Source organism: Streptomyces sp. NPDC052107, assembly GCF_040680215.1.
Taxonomy (GTDB): domain Bacteria; phylum Actinomycetota; class Actinomycetes; order Streptomycetales; family Streptomycetaceae; genus Streptomyces.
The window spans coordinates 1-20,585 of record NZ_JBFAWG010000094.1; the positions used below are offsets into that span (position 1 = coordinate 1).

19 protein-coding genes and 1 pseudogene are annotated in these 20,585 nt (G+C 68.1%); 12 read left to right on the forward strand and 8 right to left on the reverse strand.

All coding sequences use genetic code 11. From position 1 onward, the window contains the following. Positions 1–341: 341 nt before the first annotated feature. Together AB0M27_RS40500 and AB0M27_RS40505 are read right to left on the reverse strand one after the other, a co-directional pair. Positions 342–749, reverse strand: coding sequence for a nuclear transport factor 2 family protein (locus AB0M27_RS40500; RefSeq protein ID WP_365729957.1), 408 nt, complete (start codon positions 747–749; stop codon positions 342–344). 303 nt (positions 750–1,052) lie between these two features. Further along, positions 1,053–1,463, reverse strand: a complete 411-nt coding sequence (locus AB0M27_RS40505; RefSeq protein ID WP_365729959.1) for an ALF repeat-containing protein — start codon at positions 1,461–1,463, stop codon at positions 1,053–1,055. Between the two features lie 289 nt (positions 1,464–1,752). On the opposite strand from AB0M27_RS40505, the gene AB0M27_RS40510 reads away from it, so the two are divergent. Further along, on the forward strand, positions 1,753–3,351 hold the full coding sequence (locus AB0M27_RS40510; RefSeq protein ID WP_365729961.1) for an RICIN domain-containing protein: 1,599 nt from the start codon (positions 1,753–1,755) through the stop codon (positions 3,349–3,351). Positions 3,352–3,473: 122 nt separating this feature from the next. On the opposite strand, the pseudogene AB0M27_RS40515 reads toward AB0M27_RS40510, so the two are convergent. Both AB0M27_RS40515 and AB0M27_RS40520 read right to left on the reverse strand, forming a co-directional pair. After that, positions 3,474–3,776, reverse strand: a pseudogene (locus AB0M27_RS40515) (transposase); the annotation flags it as partial. A gap of 139 nt (positions 3,777–3,915) precedes the next feature. Beyond that, entirely contained in the window at positions 3,916–4,410 is a 495-nt protein-coding gene (locus AB0M27_RS40520) for a GNAT family N-acetyltransferase (RefSeq protein ID WP_365729963.1), read from the reverse strand. Positions 4,411–5,318: 908 nt separating this feature from the next. On the opposite strand from AB0M27_RS40520, the gene AB0M27_RS40525 reads away from it, so the two are divergent. From AB0M27_RS40525 to AB0M27_RS40570, 10 genes are all read left to right on the forward strand, one after another. After that, a complete protein-coding gene (locus tag AB0M27_RS40525; RefSeq protein ID WP_365729964.1) occupies positions 5,319–5,741 on the forward strand; it encodes a hypothetical protein in 423 nt (140 codons plus the stop codon). Positions 5,742–5,814: 73 nt separating this feature from the next. Then, on the forward strand, positions 5,815–6,435 hold the full coding sequence (locus AB0M27_RS40530; RefSeq protein WP_365729966.1) for a cell wall protein: 621 nt from the start codon (positions 5,815–5,817) through the stop codon (positions 6,433–6,435). An 11-nt stretch (positions 6,436–6,446) separates the two neighbouring features. Continuing rightward, a complete protein-coding gene (locus AB0M27_RS40535) occupies positions 6,447–7,346 on the forward strand; it encodes a MauE/DoxX family redox-associated membrane protein (protein ID WP_365729968.1) in 900 nt (299 codons plus the stop codon). A gap of 67 nt (positions 7,347–7,413) precedes the next feature. Then, entirely contained in the window at positions 7,414–8,190 is a 777-nt protein-coding gene (locus AB0M27_RS40540; RefSeq protein ID WP_365729970.1) for a D-Ala-D-Ala carboxypeptidase family metallohydrolase, read from the forward strand. A gap of 325 nt (positions 8,191–8,515) precedes the next feature. Further along, on the forward strand, positions 8,516–8,953 hold the full coding sequence (locus AB0M27_RS40545; RefSeq protein ID WP_365729972.1) for a carbohydrate-binding module family 20 domain-containing protein: 438 nt from the start codon (positions 8,516–8,518) through the stop codon (positions 8,951–8,953). 108 nt (positions 8,954–9,061) lie between these two features. Then, positions 9,062–9,781 (forward strand): hypothetical protein, encoded by a 720-nt coding sequence (locus AB0M27_RS40550; protein ID WP_365729974.1) that lies wholly within the window; start codon positions 9,062–9,064, stop codon positions 9,779–9,781. Between the two features lie 458 nt (positions 9,782–10,239). Further along, positions 10,240–10,530: a hypothetical protein gene (locus AB0M27_RS40555; protein ID WP_365729976.1), complete on the forward strand. Its 291-nt coding sequence runs from the start codon at positions 10,240–10,242 to the stop codon at positions 10,528–10,530. Positions 10,531–10,892: 362 nt separating this feature from the next. Beyond that, positions 10,893–11,852: an alpha/beta hydrolase gene (locus AB0M27_RS40560; RefSeq protein ID WP_365729978.1), complete on the forward strand. Its 960-nt coding sequence runs from the start codon at positions 10,893–10,895 to the stop codon at positions 11,850–11,852. A gap of 69 nt (positions 11,853–11,921) precedes the next feature. Continuing rightward, the gene (locus AB0M27_RS40565) at positions 11,922–13,463 is read left to right on the forward strand and encodes an AMP-binding protein (protein WP_365729980.1); all 1,542 of its coding nucleotides are present in this window, start codon (positions 11,922–11,924) and stop codon (positions 13,461–13,463) included. Between the two features lie 203 nt (positions 13,464–13,666). Continuing rightward, positions 13,667–14,344 carry a DUF429 domain-containing protein gene (locus AB0M27_RS40570; RefSeq protein ID WP_365729982.1) on the forward strand — a complete coding sequence of 226 codons (678 nt, stop codon included), beginning with the start codon at positions 13,667–13,669 and terminating at the stop codon, positions 14,342–14,344. Positions 14,345–14,486: 142 nt separating this feature from the next. On the opposite strand, the gene AB0M27_RS40575 is transcribed toward AB0M27_RS40570, so the two are convergent. From AB0M27_RS40575 to AB0M27_RS40585, 3 genes are all read right to left on the reverse strand, one after another. Continuing rightward, positions 14,487–15,035 carry a hypothetical protein gene (locus tag AB0M27_RS40575; protein WP_365729983.1) on the reverse strand — a complete coding sequence of 183 codons (549 nt, stop codon included), beginning with the start codon at positions 15,033–15,035 and terminating at the stop codon, positions 14,487–14,489. 71 nt (positions 15,036–15,106) lie between these two features. After that, positions 15,107–16,654: a cytochrome bc complex cytochrome b subunit gene (locus AB0M27_RS40580; protein WP_365729984.1), complete on the reverse strand. Its 1,548-nt coding sequence runs from the start codon at positions 16,652–16,654 to the stop codon at positions 15,107–15,109. Continuing rightward, positions 16,651–17,535 (reverse strand): sigma factor-like helix-turn-helix DNA-binding protein, encoded by an 885-nt coding sequence (locus AB0M27_RS40585; RefSeq protein ID WP_365729985.1) that lies wholly within the window; start codon positions 17,533–17,535, stop codon positions 16,651–16,653. The genes AB0M27_RS40580 and AB0M27_RS40585 overlap by 4 nt, the downstream gene beginning before the upstream one ends. 924 nt (positions 17,536–18,459) lie before the next feature. Between AB0M27_RS40585 and AB0M27_RS40590 the strand changes: the two genes are divergently transcribed. Beyond that, positions 18,460–18,822 (forward strand): hypothetical protein, encoded by a 363-nt coding sequence (locus tag AB0M27_RS40590; RefSeq protein WP_365729987.1) that lies wholly within the window; start codon positions 18,460–18,462, stop codon positions 18,820–18,822. Between the two features lie 108 nt (positions 18,823–18,930). Here AB0M27_RS40590 and AB0M27_RS40595 read toward each other — a convergent pair whose 3' ends face one another. After that, complete coding sequence (locus tag AB0M27_RS40595; RefSeq protein WP_365729989.1) at positions 18,931–20,016, reverse strand: integrase core domain-containing protein; 1,086 nt, start codon at positions 20,014–20,016, stop codon at positions 18,931–18,933. Positions 20,017–20,585: the final 569 nt, after the last annotated feature.

Sequence of the window (20,585 nt, forward strand, 5' to 3'; positions counted from 1 at the left end):
CACCCTGGCAGGGCTCCTCGTCCATGCCACCGCACACGGCGCGGCCCTCACGACGAAGGCCAAACCAACGTGTTGATTCTTTACGGGCCCTTACCTCGATGGAGCGGGTCCTGCGGGTAGACACCAGGCATGACGAGGTGGGGCTTGACGGCGGCCTCGCACAGCCGAGGTCAGCGGCAGCTGAGTCGTATACCAGACCAGGACCTGAATCACGTTGGCCAGCAGCTGGCAACGGAGGGCGCGGGGGTCTCGCCTCGGCGGCCGGCCTGGAGAAGACGGCGCCGTCAACCCGATGAGCGTTTCGAGGCCGCCTGACGTGAGTCGAAGGGCGGCTGTCGGTCTCAATGGCTCTCGTCTCCGGCCGGGGAGCCGAGAGCAGCGTGCATCGCCGCGCCGTCAACGTAGGAGTGTTTCTCGCTCACCGCACCGTTCTCAACCAGGACGAAGTCAACGAGATCGACATCGACCGCGGCGCCGGAGGCGGACGTCCCGGTCAGCGTCCACTGGACGACCCAGAAGTTCTCACCACAGCGGAGCGAGACGAGTTCGAAAGCGAGGTCGGGGACGAGAGCGAATATCTCGGCCGCCGCCTCACGGACAGCCGCCCGTCCCCGCACGGGTCCGTGCCCCGAGTGCAGATGGAACACTGAGTCGTCCGTGTGGAGTTCGGCGATTCGGTCAGGATCGCGAGCCTCCCAGCAAGCGTGGTAACGCTCGAACACCTCACGAGCGGCAGTCGGCACGGGCACGCCTCCATTTCGCGGGACCAGCAGTGCACCGCATGCAACTTCCCGGACGGCGTTGCGTCAAGGCATTTTCAGTAGAGCGGGCTGTACCGGCGCCTGGGCCGTCCCCGGCCTTCCTGTGCGATGCGCCGGAAGCACCGGGGCGATGGCCAGGGGGGCACCGTATGCGCCACGGGTGTCGTGGGCGAGGCGCCGTCTATGCCTTGGCTGACTCGGCAGCCGCGCTGGCTCTCCCCTGTTCGCTCCCCCCACTGGATCGTCTTTTCGGCGGGCGGGTAGCCCGGCCACCGACATCAGTGAGATCGGTCAGACCTTGTACTGACCGATGGTGATGAAGTAGCGCAGCTCCTCCGGCGTGCCGTCCATGGCCTTCTCGGCCGCGGCGCGCAGGGCCTTGCTGATGCCGGGGCGGGCCAGCATCCGAGCGACGGCGACGCGGTCGTCCTCGGCCCGGGCGAGCCGCAAGCCGCCTTTCAGAAACGCGGCCCGGTCGGCCGGAGTGCCGTCGAGAGCTTTGTTGGCCTCCCGTACGACGGCCTTGCCGCTGGCCGGGTCGGCCAGGATCCGGGCAATGGCGACGGCGTTGTCCTCGTCGCAGTCGACCACCGTGGACGTGTGCGGGGCGGCCGGAGCGGCCGCGAAGGACGGGCCGGCGAGCAGCAGGACCGGAGTCAGTGCGGTGGCGGCCACGACGAGCGTCGCGCGGGTTTTGTTCATGGGTCCCCCCTTGTCGGAACCGATCAGTGACCGATTCCTGCTGGTCACCAGAAGGAAATGATTGTATGTCAGATGCTCGCTCGTGATCGAAGGTATTTGATCTCTGCGTGACGAGGGACGGCGTCGGCTTGACGCGGGCGCCGCCCGGCCACGCTGGCGCCCATGGAGGTCCCGGCGGCACAGGGAGTTATCGGACTTCGGTCACGAGCATCGTGTGCCTCGAGCCGCTTCACGGCCTGGCCGGTCATGTCATGATCATGTGATGCACTTTTCACTTCCTCCTTCCCGCATGCCTACGAAAGTCGCGCTGCTGGCCCGCCTGACGGCGGTCTGCTCGCTGCTGCTGGGAAGCATGTACGTGATGGCCGGCCCGGCGCAGGCGGCCAGCGAGATCGCCCCGATCCCTGCCGGCGGGTTCAAGCTGTCGCTCGACAGCGACTCGACCTCGGCCGTCAACCAGGGGGAGGCAGCCAACCCCCAACTCGGCAAGGTAGGACTGACCACCCTCGCCGGCAGCGGCACGTCAGGGCAGGACGGTCTGTGCTACCCGGCTCCGTTCAACCCGGGTGTCGACGCCGACGGCTACTGCTGGAAGAACGACGCTGACGACAGCGGCACGAACGGCTGGAGCCCGCAGGGGCTCTCCGTGCCCCACAACGACGTGGCTGACGGCTCGTGGGAAGGCCACCTTTGGGACGTCGTTTCCTGGCACAACGAGGACAACACGCTGGCGAAGCTGCGCTTCGTGAGCCACGCCGCGGCCACCCCCCGGTACACCGACGTGCTCCTGACGACCCTGTCCGCGGACGGCAAGCTGACCCCGCTCGCCTCCCACGCCGACAGCGTCGTCTGGTACAAGGACAACCTCTTGGTCGGCAACGGTCGGTATCTGCACGTCTTCCGCCTCACCGACCTGATGCGCGCCACCAACCGACCCTCCGGCTTCGACTACGTCCTGCCCAGGTCGTACCTCTACCGGACGCCCTCGGACAGCAATTCATCCTGCCAAGCGGTCACTGGCGACGCTCCCTGCCTCACCTCCCTCAGCTTCGACCGGTCCACCGGAGCCTTGCTGTCCAGCGAGTACGTCCAGAAGGCGGCGGGCGGCCGTCTCGTCGAATGGCCACTCGACCTGACCGCCGGCCTGCCGAGGACGGGGAACGGCAACTCGGTCACCGCCTCCGCCGCCTGGACCTCACCGGTCTGGGGCATGCAGGACGCGGTCTACACGCAGGGCTCCTTCTTCCTCAGCGGTCTGTGCCCGTCGTCCTTCGACACCGGGTACCGCGAGAGCGCCTGCGTCCACAAGGCCGGGCGCGGCGAGGCCCCGCACGTCCTGACGGCGGTTCCCGACATGACGCAGAGCCTCGACTGGGACGGCTCCAGCGGGCGTGTGCGCGGGATCAACGAGGTGGCCCAGTCCGACCGGGTCCTTCCCCAGCGTCTGGTCTTCAACTTCTCGCCCACCGCTCGTTCCATCGAGACCGTCAGGTTCCGGAACGTCAACAGTGGCAAGTGCCTCCTGCCGTACGGCTCCAGCCTCAATGACGGGGCGAACGTGGTCCAGTGGGACTGCAACGGTACGAGCGCGCAGAACTGGTACTGGGACGGATCCCGTATCCGCAACTTCCAGAGCAACCGCTGCCTTTCCGTGTACGGCAGGAGCACCTCCGACGGCGCCCAGATCACCCAGTGGCGCTGCAACGGCGACGCAACCCAGAACTGGTCACGGGCCACCGGAACGGCCGGCGGATCCGTGCTCGTCAACGGCGGCAGCAACCTCTGCCTCACCATCTACGGACGGAGCACGTCCAACGGCGCCAACACCGTGCAGTGGACCTGCCAGCCGGACCACACCGACCACAACTGGACGGGCTCCGGCACCTGACGCCATCCCCGCCGACATGGACCAGGTCGCCAGGCCGGGCTCGTTCGTAAACGAGGCGACCTGAAACCCGACACAGCGGCTCCGCGGTGAACTGAAGCAGTTCACCGCGGAGCCGCTCTGCTCTGGCGCTGGACACCGACGGTGTGCGTGCCCTTCTTCACGTCCCCGGTCTCGTCGACCACCAGCACCGCGCCCTCGTCGTGCAGATGCTCCAGGACGTACTCGCGCACGTCATCGCGCACGGCGCCGGCACCCCATCGGGCCCGGCCGAGCAGGTGCTGCATGGCGTCCGGGGTGGCCTCTCCGGCCCACTCGGCGATGCTCCAGCAGTTGTTGCGTGGCCGGTCCGACAGCAGCCCCAGCGCCAGATCCCGTACCCGACGCCGGGGGTCGACCCGGGCGAACCGGCCGGCTATCCGGCTCATCAGGACCTCGAACGCCTCCTGCCAGCGGGCAGGGTCTACGCTCTGACCTGCGGCCACCGCAAGATCGTTAGTCTTCACACACCGATGATCGGCGGTGGCCGCAGCCTTCTTGCAGCCGACCCACGAGCAAGATCAAGGTCTATGACTGGAGGTCACGCTGGTACCAGGTGCCTGACTTGCCGCCGAGATCGGCCGGTCCGGCCGGGCCAACCGGGACGAAGCCGGCCTTGGTCAGGACCTTCTGGGACGGGGCGTTGTTGTGGGAGGTGGCCGCCCGCAGTGTGCGCAGGCCATGCCGCGCGGTCGCGATCCGGCACAGCTCCCGGACGGTCGCGGTCGCCACACCGCGGCCGGCGACCTGCTCCGCGACCCGGTAGCCGAGATTGGCGGTGCCGTCCTCGAAGTCGTACAGGTTGAACCTGCCGAGTACCGAGCCGTCCTCGGCGACGAGCACGTAGAAGGCGCAGCTGCCAGCCTCCTGCTCGGCCAGCGAGGCCTTGTACCGGTCGGTGAACTGGTCAAAGAAGTCGTCGCCGCGGTCGGAGATCGAGGCAGCGAAGTAGGTGCGGTTCACCAGCTCGAAGGTCAGGACCGCCGAGGCATGGTCGGCATGTAGCCGCTTCAGCTCGGGCATTGCCCGACTCTACCCAGATCGTGCGTTGAGGCCACCTGAGTTTCCGCCGGTGGCAGACAGCCCCAAGACCAGGGCACATATCGATCTACGGCTGGAATATTAGCCTCCCGAAGCGAAATAAGGAGGTTAAGTTGACACCCCGTGCGGGGTGCCACCTCTGCCAAAGATGAGCGGCCCGAAGGCCCCCGAACTGCCGCCGAGTTGGAAAACGCGCTCCGGAGCCATGGGGCAACGGCCCCGGGGGCGTCCTCGCGCCGATCACTGCAGGTCAGCCCGCAGACCTGACACCGTCGCATGCACACCAACGGTCGGACTCAGGAGCATCGCGTCCGGCGGCGGCAGTACGTCGGGCCGGCTGGAAAGCTTGTACTGGCGGCGGACCGGATGCCCGTGCGCCGCTCCAGGGCCTCGACCCCACCTGCGGGGCACCACGTGATGGCACGGGCCGCTACACGGTCGCGAACCGGACATCGGCGATCGGGGTGCGCTCCGGCCGGGCCCCAGATCGGACTCGCCGGCAAACTGGAGCCGATTGGCCTCGCCCGACCACTTTCCAACGCGCGTAGATGCGCGGCATCATGGTCCCGCTCCGCCTGCACTGCCGTTTCATCTGTCGCATAGGGCAGCAGGTGACCCATGGTGGCTGCCTGTCCGCAAGCACATGTTGCAACCGCACCATCGGCACGGCACTGCCCCGATCCACCCGCAAAGGTGTGACCCGTATCCGGCATGGGCGCGCGCGGCAAAGCGACCCGCCCGCTTCACGGCACCAATGTGACCCCACCCACTCCGCGGCACCCAACACCGCGTTCGCGCGGCCATGTCGTATGCACCTGCACCCCGATCATGTCATGCACCGACCAACACGCAAACAGGCTATGTCCTGTGCTGACGCGAAGGGAACAGTTATGGGTTGCGGATCGACGCCCCTCTGGGCGGGGGAAGCCACCTGGTTCTGCTGCGGCAACGCCTGGGGCTCGTGCGGCAGCGCCGGCACCGGCGCGTGCGGTACGTGCCAGTCGGCCAAGAACATGGCCGCCTGGCCCAACCTCTCCTCGGCCTGCTGGGACATCACCCGGCCCGACCTGTGCGGCGAGAACATGCCGCGTCGCGGATGCGGCTCGGTAGTGAACGTCCGTCACCAGTGCTCGGGCGCCACGGTGTGCGTCACCCTCGCCGACTGCGGCCCGCGTACCCAAAGCTTTTGCGGTGAGGCGACGTGCTGCAACGGCTCGTGCCGCACCAACCGGGTCATCGATCTGACCCCGGCCGCGTACTCCGCGATCGGCAGCCTCAGCTCCGGCAAGCTGCCCGTCTACATCTATGAGTGACCCGGATGCAGAGCCTGACGAGGCATCAGGAAAAGCGCAGGAGCCAGCAGAGGACACAGCAGGAGAGGACGACATGAGGCACGGCCAGAAACCTTGCGGGCGCCGTCTGGACCGGCGGCTTTTCCTCACCAAGGCCGCCATCGGCGGCGCCACCATCGTGGGTGCGTCCGCGCTCGGTGGCCTCGACGCCGACGCGGCCTTCGCCGAGCCGATGCCCTCGCTCGACGCGGCGATCCCCGCGGCCTTCGCGGAGGGACGCATCACCGCCATCGACCGCAGCGTGCTGGACGTCGCCGGCTCGCACGGGGAACGGCACCTCATCCAGCTGACCAACGCCACCAGCGTCTGGAAGCTGCGCACCACCACCGCCGAGGCGATCGAGGTGGGCGACGGGCTTTACGCCCGCGGGGTGACGATGCCCGACGGAACCATCGCGGCGGACGCGGTGTGGGTCAACATCGTGAACGTCCACTGCACGATCCGCGGCATCACCAGGAGTCGGCTGCACCTCGCGCACAACGGCCACGAGATGGTAGGCCGGATCATGCCCGACACCACCACCGCCTCGTACCTCGGCGGTGCGCTGACCTCGGACCTGTCTCGGATGCGGATCGGTCAGACCGCGCAGGTGCTCGGTGCCTGGCGGCCCGCGGACAACCACATCGACATCGCTCGCGTCACGCTCGGGCACTGAGGAGGCGTGCCATGATTCCGGTCGTCACCGATCTCGCACCGCTGGTCTGCGGGCTGCTCCTAGCGCTGACGGGCGTTCGCAAGCTCTTCGGGCGGGGGACTGCCCAACTGGCCGCGAACACCGTGCTGGTACGGGTGCTGGGCGGCGGTCGGCGGGCGACTTTCGCCCTGCGGTCCGTTGGCGGACTCGAACTCGCCCTCGGTGTTGCCCTGTTGGCCGTCCCTGTCCCGGTCGTGCCCGGCGTCGCCACGGCGGCGCTCGGCGTTGGCTTCGCCGGCTACCTGGCGTACGCCAAAGCCACCGCGCCCGAGTCGTCCTGCGGTTGCAGTGTCCGCGCCGAAGGCCCAATCGGCGTGCGGTCCTTCGCCAGGGCCTGGCTCGTCGTCATCGGCGGGCTCATGGCGGCGACCGCGCACACCGCCTGGTGGCCGGAGATCACCGGACGCCCTGTCGCATCCGCGGCCTTCCTTCTGGTCGCGACGGCACTACTGACGGCTGTGTCCTCCGATCTGGACCACCTGTGGCTGATGCCGCTGCGCAAGTCCAGGATCAGGGCGTTCGGCAACCCGCTGCCATCGTCGGCCGGCGAACGCGTGCCGATCGAGGCGACCGTGGAACTGCTGGAGCGCTCCGCGGCCTGGCAGAGCGTGCGGCCTGTCGTCCGCTCGGCACTGCTCGAACACTGGGACGACGGTGCCTGGCGGGTGCTGCGCTACTCGGGCACGTACCGGGACTCACGCGACATCCACCCGGTCAGCGTGCTGTTCGCACTGGACCTCACTGCGAGCCTCGACACCACGCCCAGCCCGGCGGTCCGCGTCTCACTTGTCGACGAGGCTACCGAGGAGGTCCTCCCGGCCGACGTGCTCACCTTCGTCCCGCTACGCAAAGCCTTCCCCCTCGCCACCTGAGGTACCGCAACCATCGCTCCGCCCCGAACGGGCGGAGTTCGGGCCATCCAGGAAAGGAGACAGATTCATGAACATTCCACACACTCGCACCCGAAGCCTCGACCGCCGCACTCTCCTGCGGGGCGCGGCTGGCCTGACGGTCGCGGCCGGCGTGGCGGCCGCCACCCTCGGCTCGGCGGGCAGGGCCGCGGCCTACGGGTGGACCCGCGCCCTCCAACAGGGTTTGTCCGGCGCCGATGTGAAGGAGTTGCAGATCCGGGTCGGCGGCTGGGCGGCGTCGAGCGCCCAGCAGACCTACGTCGCCTGGGACGGCGACTTCGGCCCGGCAACGGACAGCGCGGTCAGACGATTCCAGTCGGCATACGGCCTGTCCGCCGACGGCGTCGTCGGCCCGCAGACCCAGAGCGTGCTCAACGGCCTCGAAAGCAGCGACGGTTCGACCGCGCACTTCGAATGGAGCGAGTTCTACTCCCACGACGGCTCCGGATTCAGCGGCGGCGAGGTGGGCTCCGCGGAGGTCAAGGAGAACGTGCGCCGGCTGATGTACAAGCTGGAGGCCGTGCGCAGGAAGGCCGGCAACAGCGCGATCACCATCAACTCCGGCTTCCGCAGCATCGCCTACAACGCATCGGTGGGCGGCGCATCCAACAGCATGCACTGCTACGGCGTCGCCTCGGACATCGTGGTCTCCGGTCACACCACGCTCCAGGTCTACAAGATCGCCGAGACCTGCGGATTCTCCGGCCTCGAGGCGTACACGCACTCCTGGCAGCACACCGACAGCCGCGTCCAGTACCCCGCCTACGGCTCCGGCTCCTGGTGGTGGGAGAGCGGCGTCGTCTGACGGCGCGCCCAAGCCGACAGGGGCCCTGCCGCGCCACTTCGGCACGACAGGGCCCAGCGGCGTACGGTCGCGCCGGCACCCTCTCCACCCTCGGGGCGACCCGGGCGACAGCCACACCGGCCATCCCGGTCGGCCGCGACCAGGCGGCCCGCTGTCACCACCCACTCGCCCGGGCCCTCGGCCGGTGGTACGCGCAGTCTCTCCGCGATGTGCCCGTACAGGCGCAGGGCGTCCATCTGCCCCGGTACAGCTCGGTCAACTGCTCACCATCCGCCGGACCGTCCTGCCGCGGCGCGGGACTGGCGTCGGCGTAAGCCAGCACGTCATGACCGTGCGGGGACACACGAACCGCCCACCGCACAACCCGATCCTCGTATGCGGACAGCTCCGCCCGCATCTCACCTGGGAGCCCGGCAACAACGACTGCGCCACCACCGGCTCCGGCACCACCGTCTCGCTCACCGACGCCTACAACGGCTCCGGCGGCGGCAGCACCGTCAGCGAGACCTTCGACCAGAACGCGAGTATCCGGTCCGGCCGGCAGGTGTACCTCGTCGGCTGCATCCCCGCGCTCGGCAGCTGGAACACGGCCAACGTCGTCGCCATGGGTGGCACCGCGCCCAACTGGACCAAGACCGTCACGCTGCCCGCCGACACCTCCTTCGAAAGTCGCGGCCCAGCCGCCCGCCGTACAGGGGAAAGACCAGGAGCCGAGTCGGGTCGTGCGGCTCGGCTGAGCGTCATCCCTCCGGTCATCTGGTAGGGAATATGCCACTTGGTGCGCTCCTACCATCCAGAGGTGGCGACCGGGCGGCACCTCCGGGCTCGAACCCCGCCAGGACGGCGCCTGATGCGACAGTCGAGGGAGACCATGCGCTGGACAATCACACATCGGGCGACAGCGTCGGCGGCTCTCGCCGGTGCGATCGCCATTGTCTCGACGGTGCTGCCGCCGGCCCATGCCGGAACGCGGACCGCAGTCGCGCAGTCGTTCGCGACCGTGACGCCAGAACGGCCCAGCACGCCGACGCCGCGTCCCCCTCGCCTACCTCGAGACTTTCGCGGGAAGGGCAAGTGGGTTGTCCGGGACTTGGGCATCACGGTCCCGTTCAGCTGGGAGGGGAGAAACGGCGACAGCCAGATGATCGCGGGAGGCCCGCGGTACCCGATCTGGTTCACAAACCTGATCTACCACGGCACGCTCTACACGCTGACCTACAAGTGGCCCGGCCTGACCCAACATCCGTGCTCACAGATCCCGGGTTTCGACCTCAACCAGTTGAACCGGGCATTCCGAGGCGCACGGTTCGTCGGGCGGGAGATTCTCCAGCGGAGACCGAACCGGCACGTGAACCACTGGAGGGTCGGTGTCGTCCTGCCGAAACGGCCTCCGGGGAAATTCCTGCGGTTCCCCCTTGCCCTGGGCGACATCTATGTGGATCAGGACGACCGGAGTACGTTCTGGCAGGTGCTGCAATTCGGCATCCAGAGTCTCTATGACCCCGAGTTGGACGAGTGGCTCGTGATGGACACGTTCAAGCACAAGCCCGGTACGGTCACACTTCCCCGGCGCTGCCCACCATCACGGTGAGCCTGGCGAACTCGTGCGTGGTTGGCGATGAGACATCGAGTTCTCCGATCATCGATCATGTGCGTAAGCTGCTGCCCTTGCCGGGCTGATATGTCGCCGAATCCTCTTCACGTCCTGAGCCCGGGACGCTTGGCGATCGCGAAGTGTTGATCAGGGTCGCGATCCGTCACCACGGGGGGCCGCCGATTCGGCCCAGCCGCGGGACGGACCGAGTTCGGCGCGGCGTTGTCGGGCTTCGCGTGATGCGGATCGAGGTCCGGTCCGGGGTCCCGCCGTTGGTCGTGGTGTCGGCGGCCTGGGAGGTGCCGCCCAGGAGTTCGATACGCAAGGTACCGCTGGCGTCGACGGAGCTGTCCGATAGCAACAGGGTAACGACGATGTCGAGTTGCACGGACTTGGTTCTTGTAGCCGTTGTCGGCCCAGGCCGGCGGCGGTGACGGCGACAGCCGGCGAGTGGCGTGCCGGAAGGCTTCCGGCCTGCAAAGGTCGTCTTCGCGGTGTCGCTGAAGGACGGCACGGACCTCACCGCCGACACGCTGTTCCCGTTCTCGCAGGTCACCCTGGTACAGACGGCGGAGAACTCCTTCAGGCGCTCCTTCACCGGGTACATCGTCGTCCTGCTGCTGATCTCGTCGCTGATGATCGCTTCGCTCCCGGAGACCCGAGGCCGAGCGCTGCAGGAGGAGACGCCCGCGGAGCCGGACGCGGGCGCCTCGGGCACGGTATCCGCACCCGATCACGTCGATTGAGCCGTCGCGGCCCTCTGCTCAACGGCCGGCCGCCGAGCAGAGCAGCCGCGCTGTCCGGGGCGGCGCGCCTGGCCCGGTCGGCACGGATGCGCTCGTTCTTCTCCGCGTCCTGCCGCCGCAGCCGGGCCGGTTCCTCCCGCTCGGACTCGCCCGGCATGGCCTCTGCCGGACCTGCCTCGCCTCTACCGTGAGGTGAACGATGGGGCGCACACTGCACCTCGACCACGTCGACCCACCACACGAATCCGAGGCCACCTGCATGTGCCGAGCACGTATCGGATCCGTTCGCTGGGCCATATGGTGCGCGGCACGCGACCGGACGATCACAATTCGGTGCGGGACGAGATGAGGAGTCGCCGAAAATGACGCATCACGCCGAGGCCCCTCGCCCCAAGGCCACGCCGGAGACCGATCCGTACGAAGAACTCAGCGTGCCCGTCAGCGGCGGCGAACTCGCTGTGCTGCGCTGGCCTGCGGCCGAACCAGGCGCCCCCGTTGTGCTCGCTGTGCACGGCATCACCGCCAACGCACTCTCCTGGGCCCGGGTCGCCCACCACCTCGCGGACCAGGCCACTCTGATCGCGCCCGATCTGCGTGGCCGCGGCGGCAGCCGGTCGCTGCCCGGCCCGTTTGGCATCGCCGCACACGCCGCGGACGTGGCAGCGATCGCCGAGGCGTTCGGGCTGCAGAGAGCGGTGCTCGCCGGCCACTCGATGGGCGCCTTCGTCAGCGCGTTCACCGGCGTGCACCATCCTGGGAGGTTCGCCTCGCTCGTCCTCGTCGACGGCGGACTCGGCTTCCCCGCACCGACCCATCTGGACCCCGACGCGCTCCTCGACGCCGTCATCGGCCCGGCGATGCGCCGGCTGGCCATGACCTTCCCCGACCGGCAGGCATACAGTGACTACTGGCGGGATCATCCGGCCTTTTCCGGCTCATGGTCGCCGTGGGTGGACGCCTACATCCAACGCGACCTCGTCGGCGCGGAACCGCGACTGCGCTCGTCCTGCGTCCGCGACGCTGTGCGCGTCGACGGCACACAGGTGCTGTGCGATCCGGAGGTACTGGCTGCGGTAGGTCAACTGAAGCTGCCCGCCCGGCTTTTGTGGGCGGACCGTGGCCTGATGAACGAGCCGCGGGGGCTGTACGACGAGCAGCGGCTGGCCGCTGCCGGCCTCGACCCCGCCCGGCTGACGACGCACCGAGTGGCCGACGTCAACCATTACACCGTGCTCGTCGGCGACGACGGCGCGCACACAGTGGCCGGCCATCTGCTCGACGCAGCGGGCGCGAGCGGCGGCACGGCCGGTACAAGCGGCTAGCTGGGTAAAACGCTGGCAAGCACGGGGCTTCCGCGTGACGTAGCTGTTCCGGATGCAGGAGAGTGAGCTATGCGTGTTCCGATGACGATCGCCGATTTCCTCGAGCGAGCCGAGTTGGGTTTCGCCTCCGACACCGGTGTGGTGGACGAGCCGGATCAGCCAGGCGTGCCGGTACCAGAGTCGACGTACGGGCGGCTGGGTGAGCGGGTGCGCGCCTGGCAGGCGGGGCTGGATGCGCTGGGCGTGCGTGAGCGTGAGCGGGTGGCGGTGGTCAGCCACAACTCCGCACGGCTGCTGGAGCTGTTGTTCGCGGTGCCGATGAGCGGTCGGATCTGCGTGCCGGTCAACTTCCGCCTCAAGCCCGATGAGGTCGAGTACGTGGTGCAGCAGAGCGGCTCGTCGGTGCTGCTCGTCGACCCGGAACTGGACGAGGCGCTGGCCCGAGTCGAGGCGCGCCACCGGTTCGTCCTCGGGGAGCAGACCGAGACCGAACTGATGCGGTTCGGCGTAGCCCCCCGCCCGTGGTCGGACCCGGACGAGGATGCCACCGCGACGATCAACTACACGTCAGGGACCACGGACCGCCCGAAGGGGGTGCAGCTGACCCACCGCAACATTTGGGTGAATGGGATGACCTTCGGGCTGCACACCAGGGTGTGGGAGCGCGATGTGTATATGCACACGCTGCCGATGTTCCACTGCAACGGCTGGGGCATGCCGTACGTGATGGCCGGACTGGGCGTGAAGCAGGTGGTGTTGCGCAAGGTCGACGGCGCGGAGATCCTGCGCCGGGTCGGCCGACACGGGGTGACGCTCATGTGCGGCGCGCCGACGGTGTGGAAGGCGGTGCTTGATGCGGCGGCTTCATGGGAGGGAGAGATCCCTGGCCGTGATCGGGTACGGATCGTGTGCGCGGGGGCTCCGCCGCCGAGCACGTTGATCCAGCGGGTGGAGGAGGAACTGGGCTGGGAGTTCACGCAGATCTACGGCCTGACCGAGACGTCCCCGCTGCTCACGTTCAACCGGTCCAGGCCGGCGGATGCGGGACTGCCCGCTGGGGAGCGGGCGCGCAAGCTGTCCCGCGCGGGACTGCCCGCGCTGGGAGTGAGGCTGAAGGTCTCCGAGACCGGCGAGGTCCTGGCCCGGTCGAACGTCGTGCTGGACGGGTACTGGGACAAGCCGCAGGAGACCGCGGTGGCCCTGAAGGGCGGGTGGTTTCACACCGGCGACGGTGGCGCGATCAACGAGTCCGACGGTCACCTGACGATCTCCGACCGGAAGAAGGACGTGATCATCACAGGCGGCGAAAATGTGTCTTCCATCGAGGTGGAGGACGCCATCTTCAGCCACCCGGCGGTCGCCGAGGTCGCCGTCATCGGGGTGCCGGACGAGAAGTGGGGCGAGACCATCAAGGCCCTCGTGGTGCTCGCCGAGGGAGCCACGGCGGCCGAGGCCGACATCATCGCCCACTGCAAGCAGCGCATGGCCGGCTACAAGGCGCCGACGAGTGTCGAGTTCCGTGATGCCATCCCTCGTACGGCCACCGGCAAGATCCAGAAGTTCAAGCTCCGCCAGCCGTACTGGTCCGGCCTGGACCGGAAAGTCAACTGACCACCGGCCCCATAGCGGTTCGGCCCTTGGCCAGACGGTTGAACAATCCCGGGGACACGCTTCAGAGGCCGACACGGAGCGCGGTGCCGGTGTTGTCGAGGTGGTAGCCGTAGGGTGGGCGGCCGCCGAGGTGGCGGCCGTGCGGATCCGCTGCTGGCAGCCGAGGTGCTCTTGCTCCTCGGTCCGAGTTGGTGTGGGGTGCGATGGACGTCCTGGGGATCGACGCCTGCGGCATGCAGGGGTGGGTGGGGATCCGGCTCACGGACGGCGCGTACGCGGAAAGCCTGGTGGCCGTATCCCTCGATGCGCTGATCGAGCGTGCCGGTGCGGTGGAGACGATCGCGGTGGACATGCCGCTGGGGCTTGTCGAGAAGGGCTGGCGTGCCGCTGATCTCGCGGCCAGAGCGCTGCTGGGGACGCGACGCAGCAGCGCTTTCCTCATCGCGCCGAGATCCGCATGGCAGGAACCTGATTATGTGGCGGCCGCACACCGGTGTCAGGAGCTCACGGGGAGTCGGCTGAGCCGGCAGGCGTGGGCGCTGGCACCGAAACTTCTCGAGGCTCGGGCGTGCTGGCTCGCCGATGAGCGCGTCCACGAGGTGCATCCCGAGGTGTCCTTCCACGCCTTGGCCGGTGGGGTGCCACTGGAGTACGCCAAGAAGACGTGGCGCGGCCAGAACATGCGTCGCGCGCTGCTGGCGGAGGCCGGAGTCGTGCTCCCCGACGAGCTGGGAGAGGCCGATCGGATCGCCGTGGACGACGTACTCGACGCCACCGCCGCGGCCTGGTCGGCGCATCGGATCGCGCTCGGGATCGCAGAGCGGGTTCCCACGGTGCCCCAGCCGGACGTAGCGGGCCGCCTCATCGAGATTCGATACTGACGTGGAGTCGCGCGGCACGTCGAGGTGGATCCGGCCTGGTGACGGTGTCCGGACGGGTGCGCGGAGCGCCACTCGGTGGCGGCCGGTTGAGCCGCCACCGAGTCGTTGCGCAAACGCGGCTGTCCACGTCGGCAGGGTCGCGTCAGCTCCGTTGCGTCCTGTCCGAGTGATGCCGGGACACGGTCTGCCGGTCCTGACGGGGGCGGCGACGGCACAGCGCCGCCCATGCGATGCCGAGCGCGGCGAACCACACCGGGGTCACCAGCAGCGCCCGCAGCGTGTCCTCCTTCTGGGTCAGTGCCCAGATGAGGAACCCGAAGAACGCGAGCACGACATAGCACATGGCGACGCCGCCGGGCATCTTGAGCCTCGACGCCTCGTGCAGGTGGGGACGGCGCCTGCGGCACACGATGTAGCTGATCAGGATCATCGACCAGACGAAGATGAACAGCACCGCCGAGATGGTGGTCACCAGCGTGAAAGCCCGGTCAGGTAGGCGAGACAAGGCAACACGAGTGCTCATCCTGCCGCAGCACCGAACAAGCCCCTGAACTGCATGGATGACATCATCGGCAGGAGCAGGTCTGCTGCAGGAAAGAAGCTGCGCTCGCGACGCCCTGGCGCTCATCTCAGTGCAGGACATACGCTCAAAGGCGTGGCGGCCTGGGCGACTCCGCTGGGCGTTTGGCATGCACGCCCGTCATGGCATGGACCACGGCCTCCGACACACCGACCGTGATCACCTTCGACGCGGTCCGCGGCTCATGGCTCCGTCTCCTCCTGACCAGTGCCAACCCGGGCGCCGCCGACGGCGCGGTGCCCATCAGCCCGATGGAGGTCCCGTCCGGCTGACGGCAGTTCCCGCTGGTGGGCGGTGAGCGTGTACCGCTGGGCCGGGGACAGCGGCTGCCGCACCTCGACATACTCGCCGTGCGGCAGCCGCTTGACGATTCCCGTCTCGCGGCCGTGCTCCACCAGCTCACGGTCCCTCAGTTGGAGACCGAGACAGACGCGCCGCGTCACGACGAAGACGGCCAACGGCACCAGGAACACGCCGATCCTGATGGTCCACGTCACCGCGTTGATCGACAGATGGAGACGCGTGGCCACGATGTCGTTGCCGCCGCCCGCGAGCAGGATCAGATAGACGCTCAGCCATGCCGTGCCGAGCGCCGTGCGGACCGGCCGGTTGCGCGGGCGGTCCAGCAGGTGGTGCTCGCGGCGGTCCTTGGTGACCCACGCCTCCACGAACGGGTAGACGCCGATGAGGACCAGGAGGAGCGGGAAGACGACCACCGGGATCAGCACGCCGAGGACCAGGGTGTGGCCCCACAGGTTGACCTCCCAGCCCGGCATGATGCGGACCAGCCCCTCCGCGAAGCCCAGGTACCAGTCCGGCTGGGCGCCCGTCGACACCTGGTCGGCGCGGTAGGGCCCGTACGCCCAGACCGGATTGATCGATGCCACCGCCGCGACGAACGCGATCAACCCGAAGACGAGGAAGAAGAAACCGCCCGCCTTGGCCAGGTACACCGGGAAGAACGGAGAGCCCACGACATTCCGTTCCGTCTTCCCCGGACCCGCGAACTGCGTGTGCTTGTGGTAGACGACCAGCAGCACATGGGTGACGACGAGCGCCGTCATGATTCCCGGAACCAGCAGCACGTGCAGGGAGTAGAAGCGGGACACGATGTCGCCGCCTGGGAACTGCCCGCCGAACACGAACATCGACAGATATGTGCCCACGATCGGCACCGACAGCAGCGCGCCGTTGACGAACCGCAGCCCTGTTCCCGACAGCAGGTCGTCCGGCAGCGAGTAGCCGAACAGCCCTTCGAACAAGCCGAGGACGAGCAGCAGCCAGCCGAACTGCCAGTTCAGCTCACGCGGTTTGCGGAACGAGCCCGTGAAGAAGTGCCGCATCATGTGTGTCAGCATCGCCGCGACGAAGATCAGCGCGGCCCAGTGGTGGATCTGCCGGATCAGCAGACCGCCGCGTACGTCGAAGCTGATGTGCAGCGTCGAGGCGTACGCGTTGGACATGCGGACGCCGTTCAGCGGAACGTAACTGCCGTGGTACGTCACCTCGGTCATCGACGGATGGAAGAAGAGCGTGAGGTAGATCCCGGTCAGGATCAGCACGACGAAGCTGTACAGACACACCTCGCCGAGCAGGAACGACCAGTGGTCGGGGAAGACCTTGCGGAGGTACTGCCGACCCAGAGTGTGGATGCCGAGCCGGCCGTCGAACCAGTCGGCGACACGCTGTCCGGAGGAAGCCTTCTCGGGCCGTTGCCCAGTCGCCGTCATGCCCGCTCCTCCTCGGCCGTGGCCCGCTCGTCCCGTGGTGCACGCGTGAACCTGTCGGGGTTGGTGACGATGAAGACCTCCGACATCTGGTCGCCCTCGGGCGTCGGATCCATCTCCATGACCGCGTACGGCGACTCGCCCTCGAACACCACCGCCGAGTCGTCGCCGTTGACCGGCTGGTAGCGGATGTCGAAGTCGGCGCCGCGACGGGTCGCGCAACCGGCCGGCAGAGGCGCGGCCTTGTTGCGGCCGTGCACCGGGCGCGGCCCGGCCGGGGCCTTCCCGCCGCCGTCCGTCCACACCGTCACGTCCGGCGCGAGGATCTCCATCAGCGTGGTGATGTTCCCGCCGGGCGCGGCCTGGACGAAGCGCTCGGTCGCCTGCTGGCGTACGGCCGCCGGGCTGCGGTCCAGGACGTCCGCGATCTCCGTGTGGGCGTACTCGAACGCCTCGTTGAGGACGAACACCGCCCGCTCCAGCGGGGTGAGCGACTCCAGGACGACCAGCATCGCGAGGGACACCGACTCGGCGCGCAGTGCGTGCTCGGCGTAGTCGTCAGGGGCCGCCTTGTCGACCAGGGGCTCGGGGAGCCACGGGCCCACATAGGTCTCGCGGCGGCGGGTGATGTCGGCGCGGCGCGCGAGGGCGTGGTTCACGGCGATGCGTACGAGACAGGCGCGCGGGTTGTCGATCCCGCCGCAACGGGCGCGCCCCGTCCGGCCGGTCCACGACAACCAGGTGTCCTGCAGGACGTCCTCGGTGTCGGTGACGCTGCCGAGCATGTTGTAGGCGATCGCGAAGAGCAACTCGCGGCGGTCGACGAACACCTGGGTTGCGGTGCCGGCCCGGTCGTCGGCCGCGGTGTCGGTCCTCTCAGGCATGCCTGTGCCTCCCTGGGTGGTCTCACTACTGAGACCCCGGAAGGGGGGCCGAATGTGACATGACGCGACCAGGGGTGACGCAGGTCTCATCACGTCACGCCACCAGGCCTCGTTCCAGAGCTGGTGGTACGCAATGCTGCTGCCGTAGCGCGCCGCGGTGTCGAAGGCCGGTCGTGATACCAGACCGCCGGGTCCGTCCCGTCGGGCGGCGGCGGGAACTGCAGCGCCGCGCCGATGGGCAAGACCGCGGGCGCGGGCGGCGGTACGGCCTGACGCCCAAGTCGGCGGCCTCCGCGAGCTGGGCGTCGAGTTGGCCGGCTGGATAAGCGCTTGCGTTGATGTATGCGGGTGCGCCGGTGCCCCCGAAGGAAGCTGGCCCGCACGCCTCACCGGCGAAACCACCTCGACCTGGCGTGGAACTAGACCTCCGAAACTCGGGACGAAACGCCCAGTCAGGGGAACAGCTTCCCTTGCGCCACCACGACCGTATCGTCAGCGGTCGACTCGCCCCTCGGACACAACGATTGACGATACGGTGATGAGGGCCTCGATCTCGCGATCGCGGCCCTCGTTGCGTGTTCGTAGCTGATGGTGATGCCCAGGGCGTCGTAGAGCGGGCCCTTCTTCTCTGCGGCGGCGGTCTGGATGCGCTGTGCAATATCTCCAAGACTCTCAGTGATCTGCCGGATCTGTCGCTCGTCGAGCGGTGATTGCTTCTTCCGGGGGACGGCGGGGTGCGCGTCGAGCTTCTTCTGCGCCGCGTCCTTGTCCCGCTGAGGCTCGTTGATCCACTGGGTGACGACGGCGGGGTCGGCTCCGGCGTCGAGGGCTGCCTGGTAGCGGGCGAGCCGCCGCTCGCGTTCCTTGATCGCCTGGCGGGTCTGGACTTGCTCGGGCGTTTGGGCCTGTGCGGCACTTGCTGCGATGTTCGCGTGGCTGAGCGCGGTGTGGGTGGCGGTGAGCCGGTCCGGGGCGAAGGCGCGGGCGATCCAGGTGTCCAGTGCTCACCAGGTCGCGGTGCCAGCGCAGGACGGTGTCCGGGGTGACCAGGAGATGGAGCCGGCGCAGTGTCGCGCGGGGCAACGCCGACAACAGCGCAGCGAGGAACGTCCGGTCCTCGGCTCGGAACCGGGGGCGCTGGTCCCCGAGTTGCCGATGCAGGACGGCAAGCTGGTGACGCAGGGCGAGGATCTCGGTGTCCTTTTCGTGGTCGGTCATCGGCAGCAGTCGCAGCGCTGCGAAGGCGTGGGAGACAGCGAGGTAGGCGAAGCGGTCCAGCACAAGTAGCGATCACGCCGGACGGCGAGGGGTCACGAGCAGGCGAGGGCTGACCTGCGCGGATGCAATTTCCGGCACGCACCGGGCCTGTGGGGCTCGGAAAGTCGTCGCCGCAGGTCAAGCGGCGTACCGGTACTCGTTGATGGCGCCGCCGAGGATGCGGGTGCGCAGGAGTCTGTGGCTGTCGAGGTCGTGGATGGTGGCGGGCGGCCCGGAGGCGTGAGGGGGTTTCTGATCTCGGGCCTGGTGAGGTCGATGCGCGTTGTAGTGCCGTTCGAAGTCGGCGAGGACTTGCCGGGCGTGGGCCTCGTTCATGAGCAGGACGTGGTCGAGGGCCTCGCGGCGGACGGTGCCGATCACCCGCTCGCAGTGGGCGGTCATCCGTGGTGCCCGTGGCGCGCTGAGCAGCACGTCCATGTCTTCGGCTTCGAAGACGGCGTCGAAGGACGGGGCGTACTTGGCGTCGCGGTCGTGCAGCACGAAGCGTAGGGACTCCATCCGTGTGTCGAGTTGGGCGGAGAGATTGCGGGCCTGTTGCGTCGCCCAGGTCCGAGTGGGGTGGGTGGTGACGCCGGTGATGTGCAGTCTGCGGGTGCCGTGTTCCAGGAACGCCATGGCGTATAGGCGCTTTCCGAGCATGGTGTCCACGTGGAAGAAGTCGGCTGCGATGATCCCTTGGGTTTGGGCGGTCAGGAACTCGCGCCAGCTGGGGCCGGAGTGGCGTGGAGCCGGGTCGATGCCCGCGGCGTTCAAGATCCCCCAGACCGTGGACGGTGCGATCGGATGCCCCAGCCGGGCAAGCTCGCCCTGGATCCTACGATGTCCCCACCGGGGATTTGCGCCGGCCAAGTGCAGCACCAGCTTGCTGAGCGCGGCCGCAGTCGGGGGTCGGCCCTTGCGGCTGCGGCGGGCGGAGTAGTCCCGCTTCATGGCAATCAGCTTGCGCTGCCAGGCCAGCAGGGTGCCGGGTGTGACGGGGAAGACGTCGGTCCAGCGGCGGCGCGGTATCCGCGAGGACAGCGCGGAGAGCCAGAGCCGGTCGGCCCACTCGTAGCGGACCGGGACCTTGAGCTCACGGCGCAGGACTGAGTTCTCATGCCTCAGCACCAACAACTCGGCTTCCCTGGCGGTGTCTCGGCGCAGCAGAACAGCCGGTAGGGGCAGCAGCGTGCGAGCAGCGCGGTACAACAGGGACACGACCATCGAGACAGCGTCTCAGCCACCACCGACGACCATGTACACCGCTGCTCACCTGCAGCGATGACTTTATGAGCCCCACAGGGAGGATTTCACTCAGGACGTGTCTTGTCTTGACGCGGGGTGGAAGCGCAGGAACTCCCATCCTTGCAGGTCACAAGGCACGTCTTCGTTCTGGGCCGCCCTGTCAGCGGGTCACCGGCCGACGGATCCAGGCTGAGAACGCATCAGCCCTGGGCGTAGGTGCGCCGCACTCACAGGGGGCCGGGCCCCTACATGCCGTGAGCCGGTTATTTCCACAGGCCTTTCCCATAATCACAGTTCAGAGTGCTTGTATATGGCACATTTCCTGTGACTGCGCTATTAATCCCGGGGATTCGGCAGACAGTGGAACCGTAAGTTCCCAGGCCATGTCTGTATAGTCGGGTCCGCCGCACGGCAAGGACCCGAGGGTTTCCGGGTTTCTCTGACTTATGGGATAGGGAATTCAAAGGGCCCTTGTCGAAAAATCATCCTTGACCAAGGAGTTTGTTGTGAAGGCTCGTACAGTCGCTGTTTCCCTCGTCTCCGCCGCC